Below are 19,497 nucleotides of genomic sequence, written 5' to 3'. Positions count from 1 at the left end.
TTACAAACTCAGGAAGAGATAATTTTGTAAACACTTGTACGGGGAGGATGCCAGCATGCGAGCGCCGATCGGCATAAGGATCAGACGACGAAGGCTGGAAACCGGGCTGTCTCAGGCTGGTCTGGCCAAAGAAGTCGGTATTTCTCCCACCTATCTGAACCTCATCGAAAACAACAAGCGCGCCATAGGCGGCAAGCTGCTTTTACGTATCGGAGAACGGCTGCAATTAAACCTTGCGGAACTCTCCGGCGCATATGAGGCCCGATCGATACAGGTGATCGAGGAATTGCTGGCCGATCCCTTGATGAAGGGAATCGCTATGGATCAGAATGCGATCCGCGAACTTGTTGCACGTTTTCCCGAAGCCGGAATTGCTCTTACGCGCCTCTACCGCTCCTATATGGATGCGATGTCCAGCATCGAGGCCTATGTCCATCGGCTGCGGTCCGATCCTTTGCTATCGGAAATGCTGCATCTTGTGCTCAATCGGATCGCAGCCATCAAATCAGGCGCGGAAATTCTCACAAGCATTCCCGATCTGACGGACGATGAACAAAAGCGTTTCATCGGCACTATCAACAACGAAAGCGCTGACCTGACCCAGACTGTGCGAAATCTCGTCGCCTATTTCGAGCGGACGGTGGCGCAGCAAAAAGCCGTCTCGCCCATGGCGGAACTCGACGAAGCAATCATAGCGCAACAAGACCATTTTCCGCAGCTTGAAGATCTGGCAGACAGGCTCAGGAATGAGACCACAAGTGCGGGCAGATGGGATGAACCTGCGCTGATCAAAGCCTTGCAGGAGCGGTTTGCGGTGCACTGTCTAAGAGTGCCCCAGAGCGCCTCGATGCCGGAACAGCACAAATATGATCCCGCCACGGGAGAGTTTCGCATCAGGACATCGGCCACCGCTGCAACGCGGCTGTTCCAGATGGCGAGACTTTACGCACTAAAGGCTGCTCCCAATGTGCTGGAGCGGTCAATCGATGCGCTGGCGCTGACATCGGATGAAGCGCGCCAGCTTGCCCATGGCGCTTTGGCTTCCTACGTCGCAGGCGCGATGATGATGCCCTATGAGCCATTTCTCAACGATGCGAATATGTGGCGCTATGACATCGATCTGCTGGCGCAGCTTTATAATTCCAGTTTCGAACAGATCGCGCACCGGCTCGTCACCTTGCGCCGCAAGGGTGCGGAAGGACTTCCATTCGGCTTCCTGCGGGCGGATCGCACCGGACGGCTGACGAAACGGCTGCCGATAAGCGGCCTCACGCTTCCCGTCTCCGGATATGGCTGCACTTTATGGCCGATCTATCAGGCTTTCGGCTCCGAGGGGATCGTGCGTCAGGTCGCGGTTTTCCCCGGCGGAGGACGGTTTCTTCTGATCGCCAAGACCGTATCAAAAAGAGCATCGACCTATCACGAGCAGCCGCTCGTTTACTCCATCATGCTCGCACTTGATCTCGTCCATGCGGACCGCACTGTCTATGGGCAGGGACTTGATCTGTCGCATGAGGCCGTCCCGGTCGGGCCATCCTGCCTGTTATGTCCCCGACAGGATTGCAGCCATCGTCAGGAAGCCTCATCCTCCAGGGCTCTGGATTCCTGATCGAGCGGGAGGGTCACGCGAAAGCAGGCGCCGGGCAGATGGCCTTTGGCCAGTTTAAGCGTACCGTCCAGCTTTTCCACGATGGTATGGCTGATATTCAGGCCAAGTCCGAGACCGACATAGCCCCCTTCCGGTCCGCCTGTGCCCGCCCGCACGAATTTATCGAAAATCGTATTCCGGTATAAATCCGGAATACCCCGGCCATTATCGGAAATATCGACCACATAATGCGCGCCTTCAATACGTGAGGTGACATGCACCCGTGGATTTTCGGATTCGTTGTGCGAAATCGCATTAGCGATAATATTGATGAACACCTGACTGAGACGCCCGGCATTGGCGAGCAGCGGAGCATTCGGCACGCGTGGCCCCGGTTCGATGATGACGCAGCGCTTGCGCGCCAGCGCCTCGCAAACTGCAATGGCCTGCTGGAGCACTTCCTCGCCATCGACCGGAACATTGACCCATGGCCGCTCGCCTTGTTCGAGCGCGCTCAGGTCCAGTATTTCCTCGATCAGTTTTGTCAAGCGGACGCTTTCATTATGAATGGTCGAGACAAAGCGTTCCGTCTGCTCCATGGGCAGATCTTTTTCCGCCATCAATATTTCGGAGAAGGATCGGATCGAGGTCATCGGCGTGCGGATTTCATGGCTCACATGCGAAAGAAAATCATCTTTCTGGCGATGCAGTTCCTGCAGCTTGGCATTGGCAATCTGAAGCTGCTGCGCCGTGGTGCGAAGTTCCTGCGACTTCAGCTCCATTTCATGCGAATATTCGATCGCCTGCTGGGTTTCATCGGCAATGCGCATCGCTTCCTCCAGCGAAATCGTATCGCCTGCCACAACACTGGTCAGCAAAATATGGGCAGACGCCGATCCGATCGAACCCGCCAGTTCCTTTTCCAGTTCCGCGATGAATTCGGGCGGCACGTCCCGGTTGGCGGCTGAGCCGCCGCGCGCCACGCCCGCTGCCGCAAACAGATCATCGGCCTGTTTCCAGCCAAGAACCCGCTCCGCGACGAAGAAAAGCTCGCTGGTGGTGGCCGACCCCCTGATCGTATGGGGCTGGAACGAGGAATTGCGGCGCAAGACATCGACAAACAGGGTGGACTGAATGCGTTCAAGCGCATTTTGCGACGTAAATACCGACACAATGGCAAGAACGGAGGAATTCAGGAGAAGGCTCCAGAACACGGCATGGACCAGAGGATCAATATCGCTCATGCCGAAAAGAGCCTCTGGCCGCAGCATAGCAATACCCCAGGGGCCGTCTCGCATCAGCGACGCCACCAGAGAGCTCGATGCTTCAAAGCTTGGGAGAAACATCGTCCATCCCCAGATACAAAAACCGACCAGTGTGCCGGCGAAGGCTCCCTTTACATTTGCCGTGCGCCAGTAAAGTGCGGCGAGAATTCCGGGCAAAAACTGCGCCACACCGGCAAAGGAGATCAAGCCGATGGGGGCAAGGGCATCGGAATCCTTGGTAAACCAGAAATAGAGAAAGCCGAGGAATAAAAGCCCGGCAATGGAAAGGCGTCTGCTTCGCAGCAGCAGCCGGGCAATATCCCGGTCGCTTCCTTCTTCCGATCCTCTTGAACCCCGCAAAGCCAGAGGCAGGATGATGTGATTGGAGACCATGATCGACAGGGCGATCGAGGCCACGATAATCATGGAAGTGGCACTGGAAAAGCCGCCGATAAAAGCGAAAAGCGCAAGACTGTCGTAGCCTGCCGACATGGGCAGCGTCAGCACAAACATATCCGGGTTTGAACCTGCGGGCATGGTCGCAAGCCCATAAAACGCGATGGGGGCGGTAAAGAGACTCATGAGCAGGAGATAGGCAGGAAATGCCCAGCCCGCGGTGCGCAGATAGTTTTCGTTGGAATTTTCGACAATTGCGATCTGGAACTGGCGCGGCAGGCAGATGACTGCCGCACCCGACAGAACGACCAGCGCGACCCAGCGGCTTCCCAAGGGGGATTTTTCGTAAATGTCCAGTCCTGCCGCAGCGGCATTCTCATATATTTGTCCCATGTCGCCGCCAAGGCCATAGACGACAAACAGGCCGACCGCGAGAAGCGCCAGCAGCTTTACCACGGCTTCAAAGGCAATTGCGGCCACAACGCCGGGATGCTGTTCGCGCGCATCGACGTTGCGGGTGCCAAAGAGGATCGTGAACAGGGCCATGCCCACGGCAGCGCCCAATGCAAGCGTAAGTTCGTCCAGAGCCGCGAGGTGATCGGCGCCGCCCTTGGCGACCGAAACCGCCTGAATGGACGAGGTAATGGCCTTCAATTGCAGCGCGATATAGGGCGTGACGCTGATCACCGCGATAACGGTGACGAGCACGGCAAGCTTGCTCGACTTTCCAAACCGCGAAGAAAGAAAGTCGGCAATCGACGTTATGCGCTGGGAATGGCTGATAAGAATGAGCTTGCGCAGGAGAAACCACCAGCCGACAAAAACCAGGGTCGGCCCGATATAAATGGCGGTAAATTCCAGGCCGTTCCGAGCAGCGGTGCCCACGGCACCGTAGAATGTCCAGCTGGTGCAATAAACGGAAATCGAGAGCGTATAAATGGCGGGAGAACGAAGGAAACCTTCCTTGCCCCGGCTGGCCAGTGAATCCGAAGCATAAGCAATCAGGAACAGAAGCCCCACATAACCAACAGCCGTAAGGATGACAAAATCTGGCGACAGCATCATTCGTTTCCGGATTGGGGAAGTCTGTTCTTGCCATGCTCATCCTCCTCACCGGAGGCGCCTATATTCGGGAGCCAGTAAGACAGGCCAATGGCTCCGCAGATCAACAGACCCCAGACGGCAAAGAGATAAAGCATATCCAATGGCAGGCCGAACAGCCGGGTCCGCGTCAGGAACAGATTGGCCAGCAGCGGCATCAGGAGGATGGCTCCGAAAACAGGGATCAGGGCTGCGAAATCCTCGCGCTTGCCGCGATCATCCGAACCAAAGCGCCGCTTATGCATGATTGACGACAAGCATCCGGCGAACCTCGGCAATCACGTCGCTGTTCGCATAGGGTTTGGTGATGAAACCATCCGCTTTCAATTCAATCGCAAGCTGGCGGTCATATTGCTGGCCTCGTGCCGTCAGGACGACGACCGGAATTTTAGCAGTCGCCGATTGAGATCGAATAGTCTTGAGAACATCGAGACCGCCCATCTTCGGCAGCATGATGTCGAGCAGCACCATTCTTGGCTTCAACCGCCAAACCGCCTGAATCGCAGCTTCGCCATCGCGCACCGCATCGACGGACCAGCCGTCTCTTGTCAGAATAAAATGCAGCGATTCAAGGATCGCCGGCTCATCCTCCACCATCAGGACATCGACCATAATCCCAATTCTCCTCCCCTCTTATATGTGAGAATTCCGAGCCGATTTCATAGCTCCTCCCCTGGAATCCCACCTTATGCCTGCTACACCCTACAATAACGACCCGAGAATCGGAATCGATTTCTGGAAGGCACAATATCGAAGGCAATCATCAGCGACGCAAAGACGACGGTTCCTTACGCAACACGTAAACCAGTTCGATACGCCCGAGTGCGGCGGCGCACAAGAAACCAGACACCGCTCATACAAGATCATCCTGCCGGAAGTTGGTGCCGAAAAAGAGCATCCGCACCTTTGCTGCGGCGTGATTGCCACGGATCGCATTCATTTGCGCAATTAACTTCCATACTAGTCTACCATATGCTAAAGACAGGATCAGATTCATGGAGGAATGGAATGCGGCAGACATGGCGGTGGTTCGGACCACAGGACCTGACTTCGATTGACGATATGCGGCAGGCGGGCGTAGAGGGCGTTGTTTCGGCCCTGCATCATGTGGCCACCGGCACTGTATGGACGCCTGAGGAGATCGCGCTGCGGCAGGCGCAGATCGGGCGTATGAAAGATGGCGCGCCGTCGCATCTCAAATGGGAAGTTGTGGAAAGCCTGCCTGTTTCCGAAGACATCAAGCGGCAGACCGGCGATTGGAAAACCCATATCAACCACTGGAAAACCAGCCTGACCAATCTGTCGCGCGCCGGGATAGAGGTCGTTTGCTATAATTTCATGCCGGTGCTGGACTGGACACGCACCGATCTGGCCTGGCGACTGGATAGCGGTGCGACATGCATGCGCTTCGACCTGATCGATTTCGCGGCTTTCGACATTTATATCCTCCAGCGCGCCGATGCGGCCCAAAGCTTCCCCGACGATGTGGTCGAGGCTGCGCGGGAGCGTTTTGACAGCATGAGCGAGGAGCGGCGTGAGCAACTGGCGGCAAATGTGGTCTTTGGCCTGCCCGGCACTGCCGAGACTTTCAGCCTTGCCGATGTGCGCCAGCATCTGGCGCAATATGACAATATCAGCGCGGAAAAACTGCGCAGCCATCTGTTCGATTTTCTTTCGGAAGTCGCTCCGCTGGCCGAAGAACTGGGCGTGCGCATCTGCTGCCACCCCGACGATCCGCCGTTCCCGCTGCTTGGCCTGCCCCGCATCATGTCGACGGAAAGCGATTACCGGCAGATGATCGAGGCCGTGAACATTCCGGCAAGCGGTATCACGCTCTGCACCGGCTCGCTCGGGACGCGGCGTGACAATGACCTGCCCGGCATGATGCAGCGTCTGGGGGATCGTGTCCATTTCCTGCATCTGCGCAATGTCGTGATCGAGGAACCCGGTAATTACGGCTCCTTTTATGAAGCGGGCCATCTGGAAGGCGGGACCGATATGGTCGCCATGATCGCAGCCATTCTGGCGGAAGAGCGCCGCCGCAAGGCCGCAGGCCGCAAGGACTGGCAATTGCCGATCCGTCCCGATCACGGTCAGGATATTCTCGATGATCTGGGCCGCAAGGGCCAGCCCGGCTATCCGTCCATCGGTCGCCTCAAGGGTCTGGCGGAACTGCGCGGCATCATGACGGCACTCGAACATCCTTCTTTCGCAAGAGATGCCTGATGAGACTATCTGCACAAAGCCCCCGGTCCGAGATGCAGGCATTCTGCATCTCGGACCGGGGGCTTTTACGCGCGCATATCGCAGCCAATGCCGGATTGCCGGAACTGGTGCCGCCTGATCAGCTATCAGACATCGTTGAGAATGAGATCGGGATAGCGTTGCACCAGACGGTCGGTGACTTTGAGCACTTCCGATAGATGCACGCGCACGGCAGCTTCGGCGGCAGCGGGATCGCGCTGGCGTATGGCCGCGAGCATGGCCTTATGCTGCTCGATAAGCAGTTCAACCGGCGTGACATTGGGCAGGCTTAGAAAGCGCAGCCGGTCGAACTGGGCTTTTTCGCGTTCGAGCAGGCCCCATATATCACCCATACGGATGCTGTTGGCGATGGTGCGATGGAAGGCATCGTCGGCCATCGTGAAGTCTTCGGGCGAATCCTTTGAGTTTTCCTGCGCGGCGATGATCGCATCGAGTTCGGCCAGCACGTCCTCGTCAAGCCCCTCTTCCGCTGCGCGCCGGAATACCGCGATTTCAACGGCATTGCGCACAAAACGCGCCCGCCGCACGGCAGAAAGCGAAATCGGCATGATGAAGGTGCCGCGCTGCGGCCAGACTTCGACCAGACCCTGATCGACAAGCCGCAGCAGCGCCTCGCGCACCGGCGTCCGGCTGGTGCCGAAATGCCGTGCCAGCTCATTTTCCGAGACGCGCTTTCCCGGCATCAGCCGCAAGCTGATGATGTCGTTGCGAATGGCTTCGAGAATGGTTCCGACCGCCGGCGGAACCCCGCCGCCATGCGCTGATTTTTCCTGAAGCTGGATCGGGCCGGCCGGAACCTCACTCATGCCTCAACCATCCCAGCCAAGGTGACTGAGGAAATCCCTCGTGCGGGTCGTATGCGGATTGTCGAAAATCTGCTCCGGCGGCCCCTGCTCGATGATCTGGCCATTGGCAAAAACCACGACATGATCGGCCACGCGGCGCGCAAAGGTCATTTCATGGGTCACGACAATCATGGTCATTCCGTCATCCGCCAGTCTTTTCATGACGTTGAGCACTTCACCGATGGTTTCGGGATCGAGCGCCGAGGTCGGCTCATCAAAGAGCATGACTTCCGGCTCCATCGCAAGCGCTCTGGCGATGGCGACGCGCTGCTGCTGACCGCCGGAAAGATTGGACGGGTAATTATCCGCCTTATCGGACAGCCCGACCTTGGCCAGCAAGGCGACGGCGCGCTCGCGCGCCTGCTTTTCCGACAATCCGAGAACAGTCGTTGGCCCCATCATGATATTGCCGAGCGCATTCTTGTGCGGGAAAAGTTCAAAATTCTGAAACACCATGCCCATGCGCTGGCGCATGGCCCGCGCCTGTCTGGGGTCTTGTGTCAGGGGCTCGCCGTCGATCAGGATCTCGCCGCCACTCATGGCTTCAAGACCGTTGGTGCAGCGCAGCAGGGTCGATTTTCCTGAACCCGAAGGCCCGATAAGGCAGACGACCTGCCCCTTGTGCACTTTCAGGCTGACCCCATTGAGGGCGACGAAATCGCCGTAGGATTTGCGCACATCGCGATATTCAATGACGACATCGCCGGTTTTTGCGGTTGCGGTCTTGGGAGATGTCATTCGGTAACCCCGTATTTGCGATGAATCCAGTCGACGATTTTGGCCTGCGGGTAACCCAGCAGCCAGTAAATCGCGGCCATTGCGGTCAGAAGTTCGATCACGCGGAAAGTCTGCGAGCGTATCTGCATGGCCGTGTGAGCCAGATCGCCGACAGCAATCACGGATACAAGCGAGGTATCCTTGAAAAGCGTGACCCATGTGGTGGCCAGCACCGGCAGCACGCGGCGCGATGCCTGCGGCAGCACGATCTTGCGAAATGCCGTCCATTCGCTCATGCCAAGCGCCAGTCCGGCCTCGGTCTGCCCCTTGCGGATGGAGCGTATGCCGGAACGAAACGTCTCGGAATTATAGGCGGCATTGTTGGCGACCAGCGCTATAAGCCCCGTCATAAAGGGCGAAAATGAAATGCCGGTCATAATCGGCATCACATAAAAGGCCCAGTACACGACGAGAATGATGGGCAGATTGCGCATCAGTTCGACATAGCAAGTCGCAATCGATGCAACGAATTTGAAACGCGATTCGCGCATCATCGCAATCAGGATGCCCAGCGGCGTTGCGATCAGCATCGTCAATACGGTCAGCACGATGGTGATGATCGCGCCATAACCCAATGCAGGCAGGCTTTTCCAGATAATGAACCAATCGAATGTCATGAGCGCCCCAGGAAAGAAATGCGGCGGTAGAGCATGTCGACGCCTCGGGTAAGCGGGAAGATGATAAGGAAAAACAGGATCATGACGACAGTATAGGCTTCCACGGGCGCATATTTCTGGCCCGCGATCGCTTCCGCACGGCGCATGAGTTCAGGCACGGCAATCACACTGGCGATGGCTGTATCCTTGACGGCCAGCGACAACAGGGAGCCAAAAGAGGGCAGCATTCGCACGAAAGCCTGCGGCAGCACGATTTTGCGCATGACCTGACTTTGCGACATGCCCAGCGCCAGCCCCGCGCGCACCTGACCGGGGCGAACCGACTGGATGCCGGCGCGCACGACTTCAGCGACATAGGCACCAAGATGCAGCGACAGCGAGAACAGGGCCGACCAGAATGGCGGCAGATTTATTCCCGTCGCAATCGGCAGGGCGAAATAGACCCATACCAGAACCACAAGCACCGGAATGGCGCGCATGGAATCGATATAGAACACGGTAATCTTCTTGAGCCAGGCTGGCCCATAGAGACGGGCAAAAGCAAGCAGAAGCCCAAAAAGGAAGCTTAATATGCTTACACCTGCTGCAAGCAGGATGGTAACCACCAATCCTTCAAGCAGAAACTGCCAACTGTCTAATATTACGCTGAAATTGAATTCCATTATCAATGATCCCGAAAGTTCAGGCACGAAACAGGATAGCCCCATACGCGACTGCAAAGCCGCGTATGGAATAGCGACGCCAATTACATTTTGGCGACTTCAGCTTCTTCGAGCTTGAGAAGTTCAGGAAGTTTCGGCTCCGCCACCGCCTTCAGCCATTCGAGATATTCAGGCTGGTTCTTGTCGATGGCGAGCCCGATTTCATTCACGGCTTCGGTGCTGTCCTGACAATTATTTTCACGCGGCAGCGCTTCCAGCCCCTTTACGTTCTTGCTCAGGGCGATGAACGGAATGCGGTTGATCGGCGCCACATCGGCCCGGCCCGCCATGATTTCTTCCATCGGCGCGGCAGTACCCGCACTTGTCACACCGCGCAGCGTGGCGTTTGGAAAGCGTTCCTTGACCCAGTTTTCCTCGCCGCCGCCCGTGAAATAAGCGATCGTGACTTCCGGCTTATTAAAATCGTCAACCGACTTGGCCTCGGAAACCTTGGGATTGGAAGCCTTGCCGAAAACGCACAAGGAAGTGCGCGAATAGGTAACGAAATCGACGACTTCCTGCCGCTGCTTGGTCATGGAAAGCGGCGAAATGGTCATATCGACCTGATTGGCTGCGAGAACCGGAACCTTGGTTTCATGCGAAACGAGAATCGGCACCAGCTTTACGCCGAGATCATCGGCATAGGTTTGCGCCAGCGACCATGCCGGACCCCGCCAGCGTTCGCCCGAACCGGTCGTGTCTTCGACCAGCCATGGCGGATTGGCCAGAACGCCCACGCGCAATTCGCCCGCTTTCTTGATCGCGTCGATACGTGCGCTTACGCCCGGCGCGGGCACTTCCTGTGCCAGCGCTGCCCCTGTAATGGATAACATGCCCACAGCGGTCATAGCCACGACCGCATGCAAAAGCTTTTTCATTGTAAATCGCTCCTCACCGTTCTCTGCCAGCACTCCTCTGGCGATAAAGGTATTCTAGTATACAAGTTTGAAAGCTGCAAGTACCCGAATACATGAACTGACTGATCAGCATGCGGTCCGCATGCTGCCGGAGAATTTATTTCCCGCAACCCACGCCTCTTTGTCATGCTGGATAGCCCGGCCCGGAACTAGGCCGTTAAACTTATTGATAATCCCGCTACGGGGCTTTATGCAAAAGCAGTCTTCCATGTTTTCCATGGCAGAGACGAAATGAAATATTGTTTGCCGGGTTTAGCCGTAAATTTCCGGCGATCGACCGACACCCGCATCGAAGGAGAGCCAGAATGGATTTCACCCTGACACGCCGTCAGACATTGATGGGACTTGGTGCGTTGGGCATCAGCACGGCTTTCGGCTTCCCCGCACGCGCTGCCACACGAAATCTGGCCGTTCTCCATCTGGCGAGCCATGCGCCAAGCTATATCGCGCATGAGCGCGGTTATTTCAAAGATGCCGGTCTCGATATAGAATTGAAATTTTTCGAAGCTGCACAGCCTATGGCAGTCGCCATTGCATCCGGCGATGCCGATTTTGGTGTGACGGCAATGAGCGGCGGTCTGATCAGCCTGGCCGACAAGGGTGCGATCAAGGTGATCGGCGGTGCGCTTGCCGAAGAAAAAGGCATCACGGGCAACATTATTCTGGCCTCCAACAAGGCCTATGAAGGCGGGCTCACGGAACCGTCCAGACTGGCCGGACATAGCTTCGGCATTACCACCGCGGGATCCTCATTCCATTTCATGGCGTACAAGATCGCCAAAGCCAACAATATTCCGCTTTCCGAAATCCAGCTCCGTCCATTGCAGAAGCTCGGTGCCGTCGTGGGCGCCTTGTCGACCGGACAGATCGACGCCTGGGCGATCCAGCCCAATATTGCGAGAAAGCTCATTCGCGAAGGGGCTGCAAAGCAGATTGGCCTCGTCTCTGATTATGCGCCGGATTATCAGGTCACGACGGCATTCACCTCCACCAGAAATGCAAGCGAAGAGCGCGCCATGACGGAAGCCTTCGTGAAAGCCTATTCCAAGGCTATCGATGACTATAACGCGGCCTTCGTCGATAACACGGCAGATGATACGGCGCGCGACGACATCGCAAAGATCGTGCACAAATACGTCGAAAGCGACAGTCCTTTCGAGACTGCCAAGCAGAACCTGATCGATGGCGCGATGCGCATCAACAAGGGACTGGCCCTTTCGCTCGATAGCTGTGTGGAACAATTGGACTGGTTCCGGTCCGAAGGCATGGTCAAGGAAGCTGTCACGCAGGAAAAATTGTTCGACACATCCTACGTCAAAACAATCTGAGACTGAATATTCGGTGCCCGGCGCGTTTCGTCGGGCGCAAAGCCCGAAGACAGGCATTCCAGACCGGAGTGCCACTGTCGGAGAGCGGTCTTTCCGACCGGAGTTGAAATGGATCTGCAACTAAAAAACATCAGCCATTTTTATGGTCCAGTCGAAGTTCTCAAGGATATTTCGCTCACCATTCCGCAAGGACAGATTGTGTGCCTGATCGGGCCTTCGGGTTGCGGAAAATCCACTCTCCTGCGTTTTCTTGGTGGTCTTGAACGGCCATCATCGGGCGAGGTGCTGCAAATCGGTTCGCCGCCCAAGGACTCACTCAATCCCCTCACCTATGTTTTCCAGCATTTTGCGCTCCTGCCCTGGCGCACTGTCGAAGGAAATATCAAGCTGGTGCTGGAAGATCACGGCCTTGGCCGGGCGGAAATGGACAGGATCGTCTCCAATGTTCTGGAGCGTACCCGGCTCTCGGATTTCCGGCAGGCTTTGCCGAAGCAGCTTTCGGGCGGGATGCGCCAGCGCGTGGCGATCGCGCGCGCCTTGTCGGTGCGCCCCGCCGTCATGCTGATGGATGAGCCCTTGTCAGCGCTCGATAGCCAGACACGGGAATTACTCATGGACGACCTGATTGCATTATGGACGCGCCAGCCATTCACATCGGTCTATGTCACGCATAACCTCAACGAGGCCGTGCGACTCGGCCATCGGGTGGTCGTGCTGTCGCGCAGGCCGGGGCGGATCAGGGAAGTCGTTGACATCGATATTCCCCTTTCCGAGCGTCATCTTGGCGATCCCCTCCTTGAAGAAAAGCAAAAGCAGCTCTGGGAGTTGATGCGGGCGGAAGCGCAGGCAGCGGATCAGGAGTTGATCAATGGTTGAGATCGCAGAGACAAAGCAGTCGGGCCGGGATGTCCGCACTGTCCCTTTCCGTGGCGGCGGCTTCGCGCCGCAACCCGTTCGCCATATTGCCTTGATCCTGTTCGTCGCATTGCTGGCGTTGGCGGAAATCGGAACCCGCAGCGGTTTCATATCCAATCTGACATTGCCGCGCCCGTCTGCTGTGCTCGAAACATTCGTCCGGCTCTGGCAAACCGGCCTTCTGTGGCAACATCTGCTGCCATCGCTGCGGCGGCTTGTCGTCGGTGCCAGCCTTGGCATCGCGGTCGGCGTCAGTCTCGGTGTCCTGATCGGGTTGTTCAGCTATGTGCGGGCGGGTCTGGTGCCGCTGGTCGCGGCTCTCTTCCCCATCCCGAAGATCGCACTTTTGCCGCTCTTCGTGATATGGTTCGGCATCGATGAAATGTCGAAATATATGCTCATAGCTTTCGGCACCTTCACGCCCACGGTCGTCGCCACTTATGGCGCGGTGGATAATGTCGACCGTTCGCTCGTGCGCATGGGCCAGAGTTTCGGCCTCGGATGGTGGTCGATCGTGCGAAAGATCATCCTGCCCGGTGCCTTTCCTGCAATCCTGTCAGGATTGCGCGTGTCGATCTCCATCGCCATCATTTTGCTGGTGGCAGCTGAAATGCTGGGTGCCCAGTTCGGCGTCGGTTCCTATATCCTCGAAGCCGGATCGCTTTACGATCTCGAAAAACTGTTTGCAGGCGTCACTATCCTGTCGGTGATGGGGCTGGTTGTCAATTTCGTCATCGCGCAGATCGAAAAGCGTTTTCTCACCTGGCGCGGCTGACCCCGATATTCAAGCCTCTTTGGTTGCGATGGGATGATCGCCCCTTTTCCAGTGCATGGAAGGGACTGGATCAACGCTCTTTCTAGTCTTTCAAACCGGCGACCTGTTGTGGCGTCAGCGGGCGGATTGCCTGTCCGCGCAGCAACAGATGCAGCTTCGCTGTTTCTTCGAGTTCTTCGCTCGCATATTGCGCATCCAGAAGCGTTTTTCCTGCAACCACAGGCCCGTGGTTGGCGAGCAAAACTGCATGGGAATGGGTGGCTTTTTCTCGCACCGCCAGGGCCAGTGCTTCATCGCCGGGCTTGTAATAGGGAACGAGAGGCAGATTGCCGACCCTCATGATATAATAGGCGGTGAGTGGCGGCAGCGCATCTTCGGGATTGGTGTCAGCCAGAATGCTGACCGCCACCGAATAGGTCGAATGCAGATGCACCACCGCATTGGCGGATGAGCGCATGCAATACATGCATGTATGAAGAAACGCTTCCTTGGTCGGCTTGTCGCCGTCCTCATGCACGCCTTCGGCAGAAAAGCGCGAAAGCCGCGCCGGATCAAGTGAGCCGAGCGAGGCATTTGTCGGTGTCATGAGCATGCGCCCGTCTGAAAGACGCACGCTGATATTGCCAGTCGATCCCGCCGTCAGCCCGCGATCGAAGAATGATTTTCCGACCGATGCGATCGTGTCGCGCATGCGCGTTTCTTCCGACAGGATAGCGCTCATCGCACCATCTCCCAGGCTTTGGTAAAGAAGTCGTCGCTGCCGAAATTGCCGGATTTCAGTGCAAGGCAGACGGGATTGTTTTCGTCCAGTGTGAAGACCCATGGCACGCCGGGATCGATTTCAGGGCCGATCTGCACGGCCTGCGCATTCAGCGCATTGACAACAGCGCCAGAGGTTTCGCCGCCCGCAACGATGAAACGCTGATAGCCCTGTCCCGCCAGCGATACGGCAAGTGAAGACAGGAAATTCTCGATCATTTCACCGGCTTCAAAGCGGCCAAGCTTTTCTTGTGCGATCTTCACCTGATCGGGATCGGTCGATGAATAGATCAGCGCCGGATAGGTGGAGCCGTCCTGTCCCGCAATGAATGCCAGAACTTTTTCTGCCGTGAGTTCGCCATTTGCTATTTGCAACGCATCCAGCCTGAAGCTTGGAACACCGGCATTTTGCGCATGCGCGATTTGCCGTCGCGTGGCAGCCGAGCATGACCCGGCCAGCATCACACCTTTGCCCTTCGGAGCGGCAAATTCGGTTTTGGACGCCTTTGCGGGCATTTTCCCCTGACGGCGATAATTATCCGGCAAGCCCTGCGCCAGGGCCGAACCGCCGGTAATCAGTTTCAGTTCGGCCATGGCTTCACCGATTATGCGCAAATCCTGATCGGTGATGGCATCAACGATAGCGATGCCCGGTTGCGCGAAAAGGTCGTCGCGAAGTCTGGCTGGCCCCTGATGAACCGTTTCCAGATTGACCAGACGAACCGGTCTGCTGGTCTGCTGTTGCAAAACACGCACGAGATTGGCATCGCGCATTGGCGTCAGCGGATGGTCCTTCATCGGGCTTTCAGAGAGAAGTTGGTCGCCGACGAACAGATGCCCTTTATAGACGGTGCGCTTGTTTTCGGGGAAAGCGGGGCATGCAACCGTATGCTCCGCCTCCAGATATGCCATCAGGGCCTGCGTCACCGGGCCGATATTGCCTTCCGACGTCGAATCGAAAGTCGAGCAATATTTAAAATATATCTGCCCGGCGCCAGCCGCGCGCAGAACTTCTGCGGCGGCCAGCGTCTGCTCGATAGCCGCCTGCGGTGCGATGGTGCGTGATTTCAGCGCCACCACGACCGCATCGGCATCACCGAAGTCAGCCTTATCCTGTGGCACGCCAACCACCTGGATCACTTTCATCCCCTCACGAGAGAGAATAAGAGCCAGATCCGTCGCGCCGGTCAAATCGTCGGCAATAGAACCGAGCAGCATGGTGTTTCCTCTTCCTCTTGCGTCAATCAAGCCACTTTGCGGGCACTATTACAATTTGGGGGGATAGCAACAAGAGCAGCAAAAGCAACACTTGCGAAATCAGGAATGGTGTTACGCTGCAAACCCCTCTCAACAGGACGCATGTTTTGATTGATGCTTCGGACCACTTAATTTGTATAAAAATGACGGTCCTGCTTTTCGCGCAGGCTTTTCAGTTCCGCATTTGTGACATGTTCGAGGTCGCCCATAAGTATGAGGTTCCCGGCTTTTAGTGGCCGCTTCAGCTTCTGGTTAGAAGCAATATAAAACGGTGCGGGACTATCTTCGCTTAAAGCGCTTCCGGCAATAATTCGAGCAGAGACGCCCTCTATACTATGGTGATGGCCGCCCATCGTCAGGATTTCACCCGCTGCAAAATCACGATCCGCATGGGCGACGAGATCGACATGATGTGCGGGTGTCATTCCGCCAGTGCTCACATTGTGAATTCCCGCCGATAAAATACTGGTTGCCGCCTCCAGCCCCAGAAGATGGCGCGGAAGGTAGACCATCGCAACTTTGCCATTACGGCTAAGTATATGGCCTTTTTCTTCAAGCAGCTTCCACGTCACCGCGTCTTCGCAGCGAATGATGACAAAAACGCCACCGGCAAAGCTGACTTCGCCCGGATTGCGCAGGCAATGGAAGACATCAAGCCTGCCTTTGCCGGATAAAATGCCGCCATCCTTCTTTTCGCAGAGAATGGTTGGAACTTCCGTAATGCGGGCAATGGGGGCATGGAGTTGTGCTACATCTGGCATCATTCCGGTGGCGTTGGCCACGACCGATAACTCGCATAGATCAGGCACCGCACGCTGCGGCAGCGCAGATGCAGCCTGCGAACGGCCTTTGATAGTTTCAAGGCAATCCCTGTCGCCGAGGCGGTCATAATCGCCAAATTCAGGCGCAGTTATGGTTATTCCATTGCTATACAAGGTGCCTTTATCCGCATCCCAGATGAAATCATATTCGCTGGATTTGCCCGCCGCGATGATCTCAAAGCCGAGAACTTCAGCCCAGGTGATGAGATCGATCAGGAGGCTGGGCTGATCACCATCGACCGGCGTAACGGTCTTGCCATTCTGGGCCGCAAACGCGGCCAGACCCGGCCCGACCACGCTGTCGACTTCCTTGGAAACCAGCGCGATATGATGGCCTGCTTCCAATGCGAGCCGGGCGTGGCGGGCGCCAGCCTCCGGCTGACCGGTCGCCTCGACCAGAACATCAATGGGCAGGTCTGTCAGGATGGCATAATCGGTCGCTGCAATATACAGCCCCTCATCCCAAGCCTGCCGAGCCTCTGCCGCCGTAGTGCAGATGCGGATTTGATCAGCAGGAATGCCGACGTCGCGCATGGCTGCAACGACACGTTCGACATCGAGATCGACAGCAACGCGTGATTTCATCAAGGGGACGCGCAATCCTTGCGCCAGAAAACTTCTGCCAAATCCACCCGTGCCGATAACGCAGGTCTCAACCGGCTTATGCGCATTATTAAAATAGAGATGATAGTTCATTGGATTGCGCCTCAACTCTCGCTGGGATGAAAAGACAGCATACAGACAGATTTCCGGTTGCGTCGCCTGTGCGTGTCACACTGATCACGAATGATTGCATGCAATATGCCAATATTGTCAAGAAGCTTGCTTATAATGTTGCATTATAATAATCTTTTGCATGCAATTATCGGCCTGAAGATAGGAGCAGTGAATTCAATGTCGCTATCGGAATGGCCGCGGGGCCAGCGTTCAATCTATATCGCCAATCACATACGCGATATGATTGTTACGGGAGAAATTCCTGAAGGGAGCCGGGTCAACGAGCGGATTCTCGCCGAGCAGCTTGGTGTTTCCAGAACGCCTTTGCGTGAGGCTTTCAAGATTCTCGAAGGCGAAGGACTGGTCATGATCGAGCCTAATCGCGGAGCGACGGTCAACCATATCTCGCCCGAAGACGTTGAATCCGCAATTGAAGTTCTGATCGGTCTGGAAAGCGTCGGTGCCGAACAGGCCTGTATCAGGGCAAGCGATGCAATGATCGCGGAGATTGAAAAACTGCATATGGAAATGGTGCAGGCCTACAAGGATGGGGCCTTGATGCACTATTTCCATATCAACCAGACCATTCACGAGAAAATCATCGATTGTGCATGCAATCCGAATCTCTCACGCATCTACAAGGCCGAGAGCGCCCGCGTCCGCCGCTACCGTTACACTGGAAATCAGGTTAAGGAGCGCTGGGCGCGTGCGGTTCTTGAACATGAACAGATACTGGACGCACTAAAGCAGCGTCAGGGGCCGCTGCTTCGTGAGGTCCTGCGTGCCCATCACCGCAGCGGATGGCGCGTTACCCGTGCCGTTCTTGATGGCGAGATCAAGCCGGATTAGAGCGCGTCCCGAAAATAGTTTCACACTTTTCGGGATGCGCTCTCATTCGAAGTCTTTTCTCAACCCCCGCCTTCAAAACCGGTAATCACTCGCCACGCACTGGTTTGTCTGTTTGCGGGACCGGTCATAATAGCTATGATCCCCCGAAAGCTTCAATCAGCAGGAGAGCGACATGGCCGACACACTTGTTAATGTAGCTAAACGCAGCGTAGTCGTTGATGGTTTCACAAACAGCGTACTCGACCCGAACGAGCCGATGCTTGGCCCGCTTCAAAGCGGAGGGACGATCATTGCAAACACGGCACCGGGCTGCTGGGGGCCAATGATTACGCCGCAGCTGCGCGGCGGCCATGAAGTCACCCGGCCTGTCTATATCGAAGGTGCCGAAATTGGTGATGGGGTTGTCGTCCGTATCCGGGATATTTCCGTTACGTCAATGGCCACGGCTTCTGGTCATGACAGTGTTTCCAACCAATATTGCCTTGGCGATCCTTTTGTGGCGGCGCGTTGTCCCGTCTGCGATGAGACATGGCCCGAAACCCACATCGAAGGCGTGGGCCAGGATTCCGTGCGGTGCAACAAATGCGGGAATCCGGTCAAACCCTTTGCGATCGCCCATGGATACACGGTGGTTTTCGATGATGCGCAAGAAATCGGCCTGACACTGAACAAGGCCGCTGCGGAACGTCTCGCCGAGAACGCCGATCATTATGCATCATTGCCCGATCAATCAGTGCAACATTCAATTCTGAATTACGCGCCAGCCGATCTGGTTGGTGCCATGGTGCGAATGCGACCATTTCTTGGGCAACTTGGTACGACACCATCGAAAGCCATGCCCGATTCCCATAATGCGGGCGACTTTGGTGCATTTCTGGTAGGCGCACCCCATCCTTACGCTTTAACCGAAGAAGAATTGCAACAGCATAAGACCGACGGTCATATGGACATCGATGCCGTCAGGCCGGGAGCCGTTCTGGTATGTCCTGTCAAGGTGAAGGGCGCAGGCGTCTATATGGGCGACATGCATGCGTCTCAGGGCGATGGTGAAATCGCGGGACATACAATGGATGTGGCAGGGAGTGTCACACTACAGGTTGAAGTCCTGAAAAACTATAACAATGATGGCCCTGTGCTGTTTCCGCTGTTGGAAGACTTGCCGCCTTTGGCAAAACCGTTCAGCACCGGGGAAAAGAAACGCGCGGCCAAGCTGGCGCAGCAATGGGGCCTTGAAACCGTCGAGGAAGTCGCGCCGATTTCGGTGATTGGTACAGCCGCCGGTATGAATGCTGCAATTGTCAATGGTCTCGAAAGAGCGGCGAAACTGCTTGATATGAGTGTGCCCGAGGTTCGCAACCGCGCGACGATCAATGGCGCAATCGAAATCGGGCGTGATCCGGGGGTTATTCAGGTCACGTTCCTGGCTCCGCTGTCAAATCTGGATAAAGCCGGACTGGGCGACATCGCGCGCGAGCAATATAATCTTTAAAATCAATCTTCCATGCCGAAAGCACTTTGTCAGGGAAGGCGATAACCGCCTTCCCGCTTCCATCAGCAGCTTTCGGAATAATGCCCTGCCTCTTTCCAGTTCAGCAGGCGGCTGG

Annotated in this window: 19 protein-coding genes; 8 read left to right on the top strand and 11 right to left on the bottom strand. The window is 56.2% G+C overall.

Going from position 1 to position 19,497, the window contains the following annotated elements:
• Positions 1–55 precede the first annotated feature (55 nt).
• Positions 56–1,609 (top strand): helix-turn-helix domain-containing protein, encoded by a 1,554-nt coding sequence (locus DKP76_RS04080; RefSeq protein WP_109705189.1) that lies wholly within the window; start codon positions 56–58, stop codon positions 1,607–1,609.
• On the opposite strand, the gene DKP76_RS04075 is transcribed toward DKP76_RS04080, so the two are convergent.
• Genes DKP76_RS04075 through DKP76_RS04065 form a run of 3 tightly spaced genes read right to left on the bottom strand, consistent with a single transcriptional unit; the run spans position 1,573 to position 4,962 of the window.
• Entirely contained in the window at positions 1,573–4,314 is a 2,742-nt protein-coding gene (locus DKP76_RS04075) for an ATP-binding protein (RefSeq protein WP_245410139.1), read from the bottom strand. The two genes, DKP76_RS04080 and DKP76_RS04075, sit on opposite strands and share 37 nt — an antisense overlap.
• Entirely contained in the window at positions 4,311–4,595 is a 285-nt protein-coding gene (locus DKP76_RS04070; protein ID WP_199224749.1) for a hypothetical protein, read from the bottom strand. The genes DKP76_RS04075 and DKP76_RS04070 overlap by 4 nt, the downstream gene beginning before the upstream one ends.
• On the bottom strand, positions 4,588–4,962 hold the full coding sequence (locus tag DKP76_RS04065) for a response regulator (protein ID WP_109705187.1): 375 nt from the start codon (positions 4,960–4,962) through the stop codon (positions 4,588–4,590). Before DKP76_RS04065 ends, DKP76_RS04070 begins: the two co-directional genes overlap by 8 nt.
• Before the next feature lie 76 nt (positions 4,963–5,038).
• Here DKP76_RS04065 and DKP76_RS18975 point away from each other — a divergent pair, with 76 nt between their 5' ends.
• Both DKP76_RS18975 and uxuA read left to right on the top strand, forming a co-directional pair.
• On the top strand, positions 5,039–5,302 hold the full coding sequence (locus DKP76_RS18975; RefSeq protein WP_146198898.1) for a hypothetical protein: 264 nt from the start codon (positions 5,039–5,041) through the stop codon (positions 5,300–5,302).
• Positions 5,303–5,358: 56 nt separating this feature from the next.
• Positions 5,359–6,576, top strand: a complete 1,218-nt coding sequence (gene uxuA, locus DKP76_RS04060) for a mannonate dehydratase (RefSeq protein WP_109705186.1) — start codon at positions 5,359–5,361, stop codon at positions 6,574–6,576.
• Positions 6,577–6,701: 125 nt separating this feature from the next.
• Here the strand turns inward: uxuA and DKP76_RS04055 are convergent, their stop codons facing one another.
• The 5 genes from DKP76_RS04055 to DKP76_RS04035 form a co-directional block, all read right to left on the bottom strand.
• Entirely contained in the window at positions 6,702–7,421 is a 720-nt protein-coding gene (locus tag DKP76_RS04055) for a GntR family transcriptional regulator (protein WP_109705185.1), read from the bottom strand.
• 3 nt (positions 7,422–7,424) lie between these two features.
• Positions 7,425–8,198: an amino acid ABC transporter ATP-binding protein gene (locus DKP76_RS04050; RefSeq protein ID WP_109705184.1), complete on the bottom strand. Its 774-nt coding sequence runs from the start codon at positions 8,196–8,198 to the stop codon at positions 7,425–7,427.
• The gene (locus DKP76_RS04045; protein WP_109705183.1) at positions 8,195–8,854 is read right to left on the bottom strand and encodes an amino acid ABC transporter permease; all 660 of its coding nucleotides are present in this window, start codon (positions 8,852–8,854) and stop codon (positions 8,195–8,197) included. Before DKP76_RS04045 ends, DKP76_RS04050 begins: the two co-directional genes overlap by 4 nt.
• Positions 8,851–9,516 (bottom strand): amino acid ABC transporter permease, encoded by a 666-nt coding sequence (locus tag DKP76_RS04040; protein ID WP_109705182.1) that lies wholly within the window; start codon positions 9,514–9,516, stop codon positions 8,851–8,853. The genes DKP76_RS04045 and DKP76_RS04040 overlap by 4 nt, the downstream gene beginning before the upstream one ends.
• Positions 9,517–9,599: 83 nt before the next feature.
• On the bottom strand, positions 9,600–10,433 hold the full coding sequence (locus DKP76_RS04035; RefSeq protein ID WP_199224748.1) for a substrate-binding periplasmic protein: 834 nt from the start codon (positions 10,431–10,433) through the stop codon (positions 9,600–9,602).
• 344 nt (positions 10,434–10,777) lie between these two features.
• On the opposite strand from DKP76_RS04035, the gene DKP76_RS04030 reads away from it, so the two are divergent.
• The 3 genes from DKP76_RS04030 (at position 10,778) to DKP76_RS04020 (ending at position 13,490) form a co-directional block, all read left to right on the top strand.
• Positions 10,778–11,800, top strand: coding sequence for an ABC transporter substrate-binding protein (locus tag DKP76_RS04030; RefSeq protein ID WP_109705181.1), 1,023 nt, complete (start codon positions 10,778–10,780; stop codon positions 11,798–11,800).
• Between the two features lie 108 nt (positions 11,801–11,908).
• Positions 11,909–12,676, top strand: coding sequence for an ABC transporter ATP-binding protein (locus tag DKP76_RS04025; protein WP_109705180.1), 768 nt, complete (start codon positions 11,909–11,911; stop codon positions 12,674–12,676).
• On the top strand, positions 12,669–13,490 hold the full coding sequence (locus tag DKP76_RS04020) for an ABC transporter permease (protein WP_109705179.1): 822 nt from the start codon (positions 12,669–12,671) through the stop codon (positions 13,488–13,490). Before DKP76_RS04025 ends, DKP76_RS04020 begins: the two co-directional genes overlap by 8 nt.
• Before the next feature lie 82 nt (positions 13,491–13,572).
• On the opposite strand, the gene otnC is transcribed toward DKP76_RS04020, so the two are convergent.
• The 3 genes from otnC to DKP76_RS04005 form a co-directional block, all read right to left on the bottom strand.
• On the bottom strand, positions 13,573–14,211 hold the full coding sequence (otnC, locus tag DKP76_RS04015) for a 3-oxo-tetronate 4-phosphate decarboxylase (protein WP_109705178.1): 639 nt from the start codon (positions 14,209–14,211) through the stop codon (positions 13,573–13,575).
• Positions 14,208–15,467, bottom strand: a complete 1,260-nt coding sequence (gene otnK / locus DKP76_RS04010; RefSeq protein ID WP_109705177.1) for a 3-oxo-tetronate kinase — start codon at positions 15,465–15,467, stop codon at positions 14,208–14,210. The genes otnC and otnK overlap by 4 nt, the downstream gene beginning before the upstream one ends.
• 167 nt (positions 15,468–15,634) lie before the next feature.
• On the bottom strand, positions 15,635–17,023 hold the full coding sequence (locus DKP76_RS04005) for an NAD(P)H-dependent oxidoreductase (RefSeq protein ID WP_109705176.1): 1,389 nt from the start codon (positions 17,021–17,023) through the stop codon (positions 15,635–15,637).
• 198 nt (positions 17,024–17,221) lie between these two features.
• Here DKP76_RS04005 and DKP76_RS04000 point away from each other — a divergent pair, with 198 nt between their 5' ends.
• Both DKP76_RS04000 and DKP76_RS03995 read left to right on the top strand, forming a co-directional pair.
• Positions 17,222–17,893 (top strand): GntR family transcriptional regulator, encoded by a 672-nt coding sequence (locus tag DKP76_RS04000; RefSeq protein WP_109705825.1) that lies wholly within the window; start codon positions 17,222–17,224, stop codon positions 17,891–17,893.
• 172 nt (positions 17,894–18,065) lie between these two features.
• Positions 18,066–19,382 (top strand): acetamidase/formamidase family protein, encoded by a 1,317-nt coding sequence (locus DKP76_RS03995; protein ID WP_109705175.1) that lies wholly within the window; start codon positions 18,066–18,068, stop codon positions 19,380–19,382.
• The last annotated feature ends 115 nt before the right edge of the window (positions 19,383–19,497 follow it).

The organism is Falsochrobactrum shanghaiense (assembly GCF_003149535.1).
GTDB classification, from domain to species: Bacteria; Pseudomonadota; Alphaproteobacteria; order Rhizobiales; family Rhizobiaceae; genus Brucella; species Brucella shanghaiense.
The sequence above is the reverse complement of the archived record's forward strand: the minus strand, read 5'-3'. Positions and strand labels throughout refer to the sequence as shown.

Bases quoted from the DNA above. Each gene is read 5' to 3' on its own strand.
- DKP76_RS04080 (WP_109705189.1), top strand. From the start codon at position 56: ATGCGAGCGCCGATCGGCATAAGGATCAGACGACGAAGGCTGGAAACC.
- DKP76_RS04075 (WP_245410139.1), bottom strand. From the start codon at position 4,314: ATGATGCTGTCGCCAGATTTTGTCATCCTTACGGCTGTTGGTTATGTG.
- DKP76_RS04070 (WP_199224749.1), bottom strand. From the start codon at position 4,595: ATGCATAAGCGGCGCTTTGGTTCGGATGATCGCGGCAAGCGCGAGGAT.
- DKP76_RS04065 (WP_109705187.1), bottom strand. From the start codon at position 4,962: ATGGTCGATGTCCTGATGGTGGAGGATGAGCCGGCGATCCTTGAATCG.
- DKP76_RS18975 (WP_146198898.1), top strand. From the start codon at position 5,039: ATGCCTGCTACACCCTACAATAACGACCCGAGAATCGGAATCGATTTC.
- uxuA (WP_109705186.1), top strand. From the start codon at position 5,359: ATGCGGCAGACATGGCGGTGGTTCGGACCACAGGACCTGACTTCGATT.
- DKP76_RS04055 (WP_109705185.1), bottom strand. From the start codon at position 7,421: ATGAGTGAGGTTCCGGCCGGCCCGATCCAGCTTCAGGAAAAATCAGCG.
- DKP76_RS04050 (WP_109705184.1), bottom strand. From the start codon at position 8,198: ATGACATCTCCCAAGACCGCAACCGCAAAAACCGGCGATGTCGTCATT.
- DKP76_RS04045 (WP_109705183.1), bottom strand. From the start codon at position 8,854: ATGACATTCGATTGGTTCATTATCTGGAAAAGCCTGCCTGCATTGGGT.
- DKP76_RS04040 (WP_109705182.1), bottom strand. From the start codon at position 9,516: ATGGAATTCAATTTCAGCGTAATATTAGACAGTTGGCAGTTTCTGCTT.
- DKP76_RS04035 (WP_199224748.1), bottom strand. From the start codon at position 10,433: ATGAAAAAGCTTTTGCATGCGGTCGTGGCTATGACCGCTGTGGGCATG.
- DKP76_RS04030 (WP_109705181.1), top strand. From the start codon at position 10,778: ATGGATTTCACCCTGACACGCCGTCAGACATTGATGGGACTTGGTGCG.
- DKP76_RS04025 (WP_109705180.1), top strand. From the start codon at position 11,909: ATGGATCTGCAACTAAAAAACATCAGCCATTTTTATGGTCCAGTCGAA.
- DKP76_RS04020 (WP_109705179.1), top strand. From the start codon at position 12,669: ATGGTTGAGATCGCAGAGACAAAGCAGTCGGGCCGGGATGTCCGCACT.
- otnC (WP_109705178.1), bottom strand. From the start codon at position 14,211: ATGAGCGCTATCCTGTCGGAAGAAACGCGCATGCGCGACACGATCGCA.
- otnK (WP_109705177.1), bottom strand. From the start codon at position 15,467: ATGCTGCTCGGTTCTATTGCCGACGATTTGACCGGCGCGACGGATCTG.
- DKP76_RS04005 (WP_109705176.1), bottom strand. From the start codon at position 17,023: ATGAACTATCATCTCTATTTTAATAATGCGCATAAGCCGGTTGAGACC.
- DKP76_RS04000 (WP_109705825.1), top strand. From the start codon at position 17,222: ATGTCGCTATCGGAATGGCCGCGGGGCCAGCGTTCAATCTATATCGCC.
- DKP76_RS03995 (WP_109705175.1), top strand. From the start codon at position 18,066: ATGGCCGACACACTTGTTAATGTAGCTAAACGCAGCGTAGTCGTTGAT.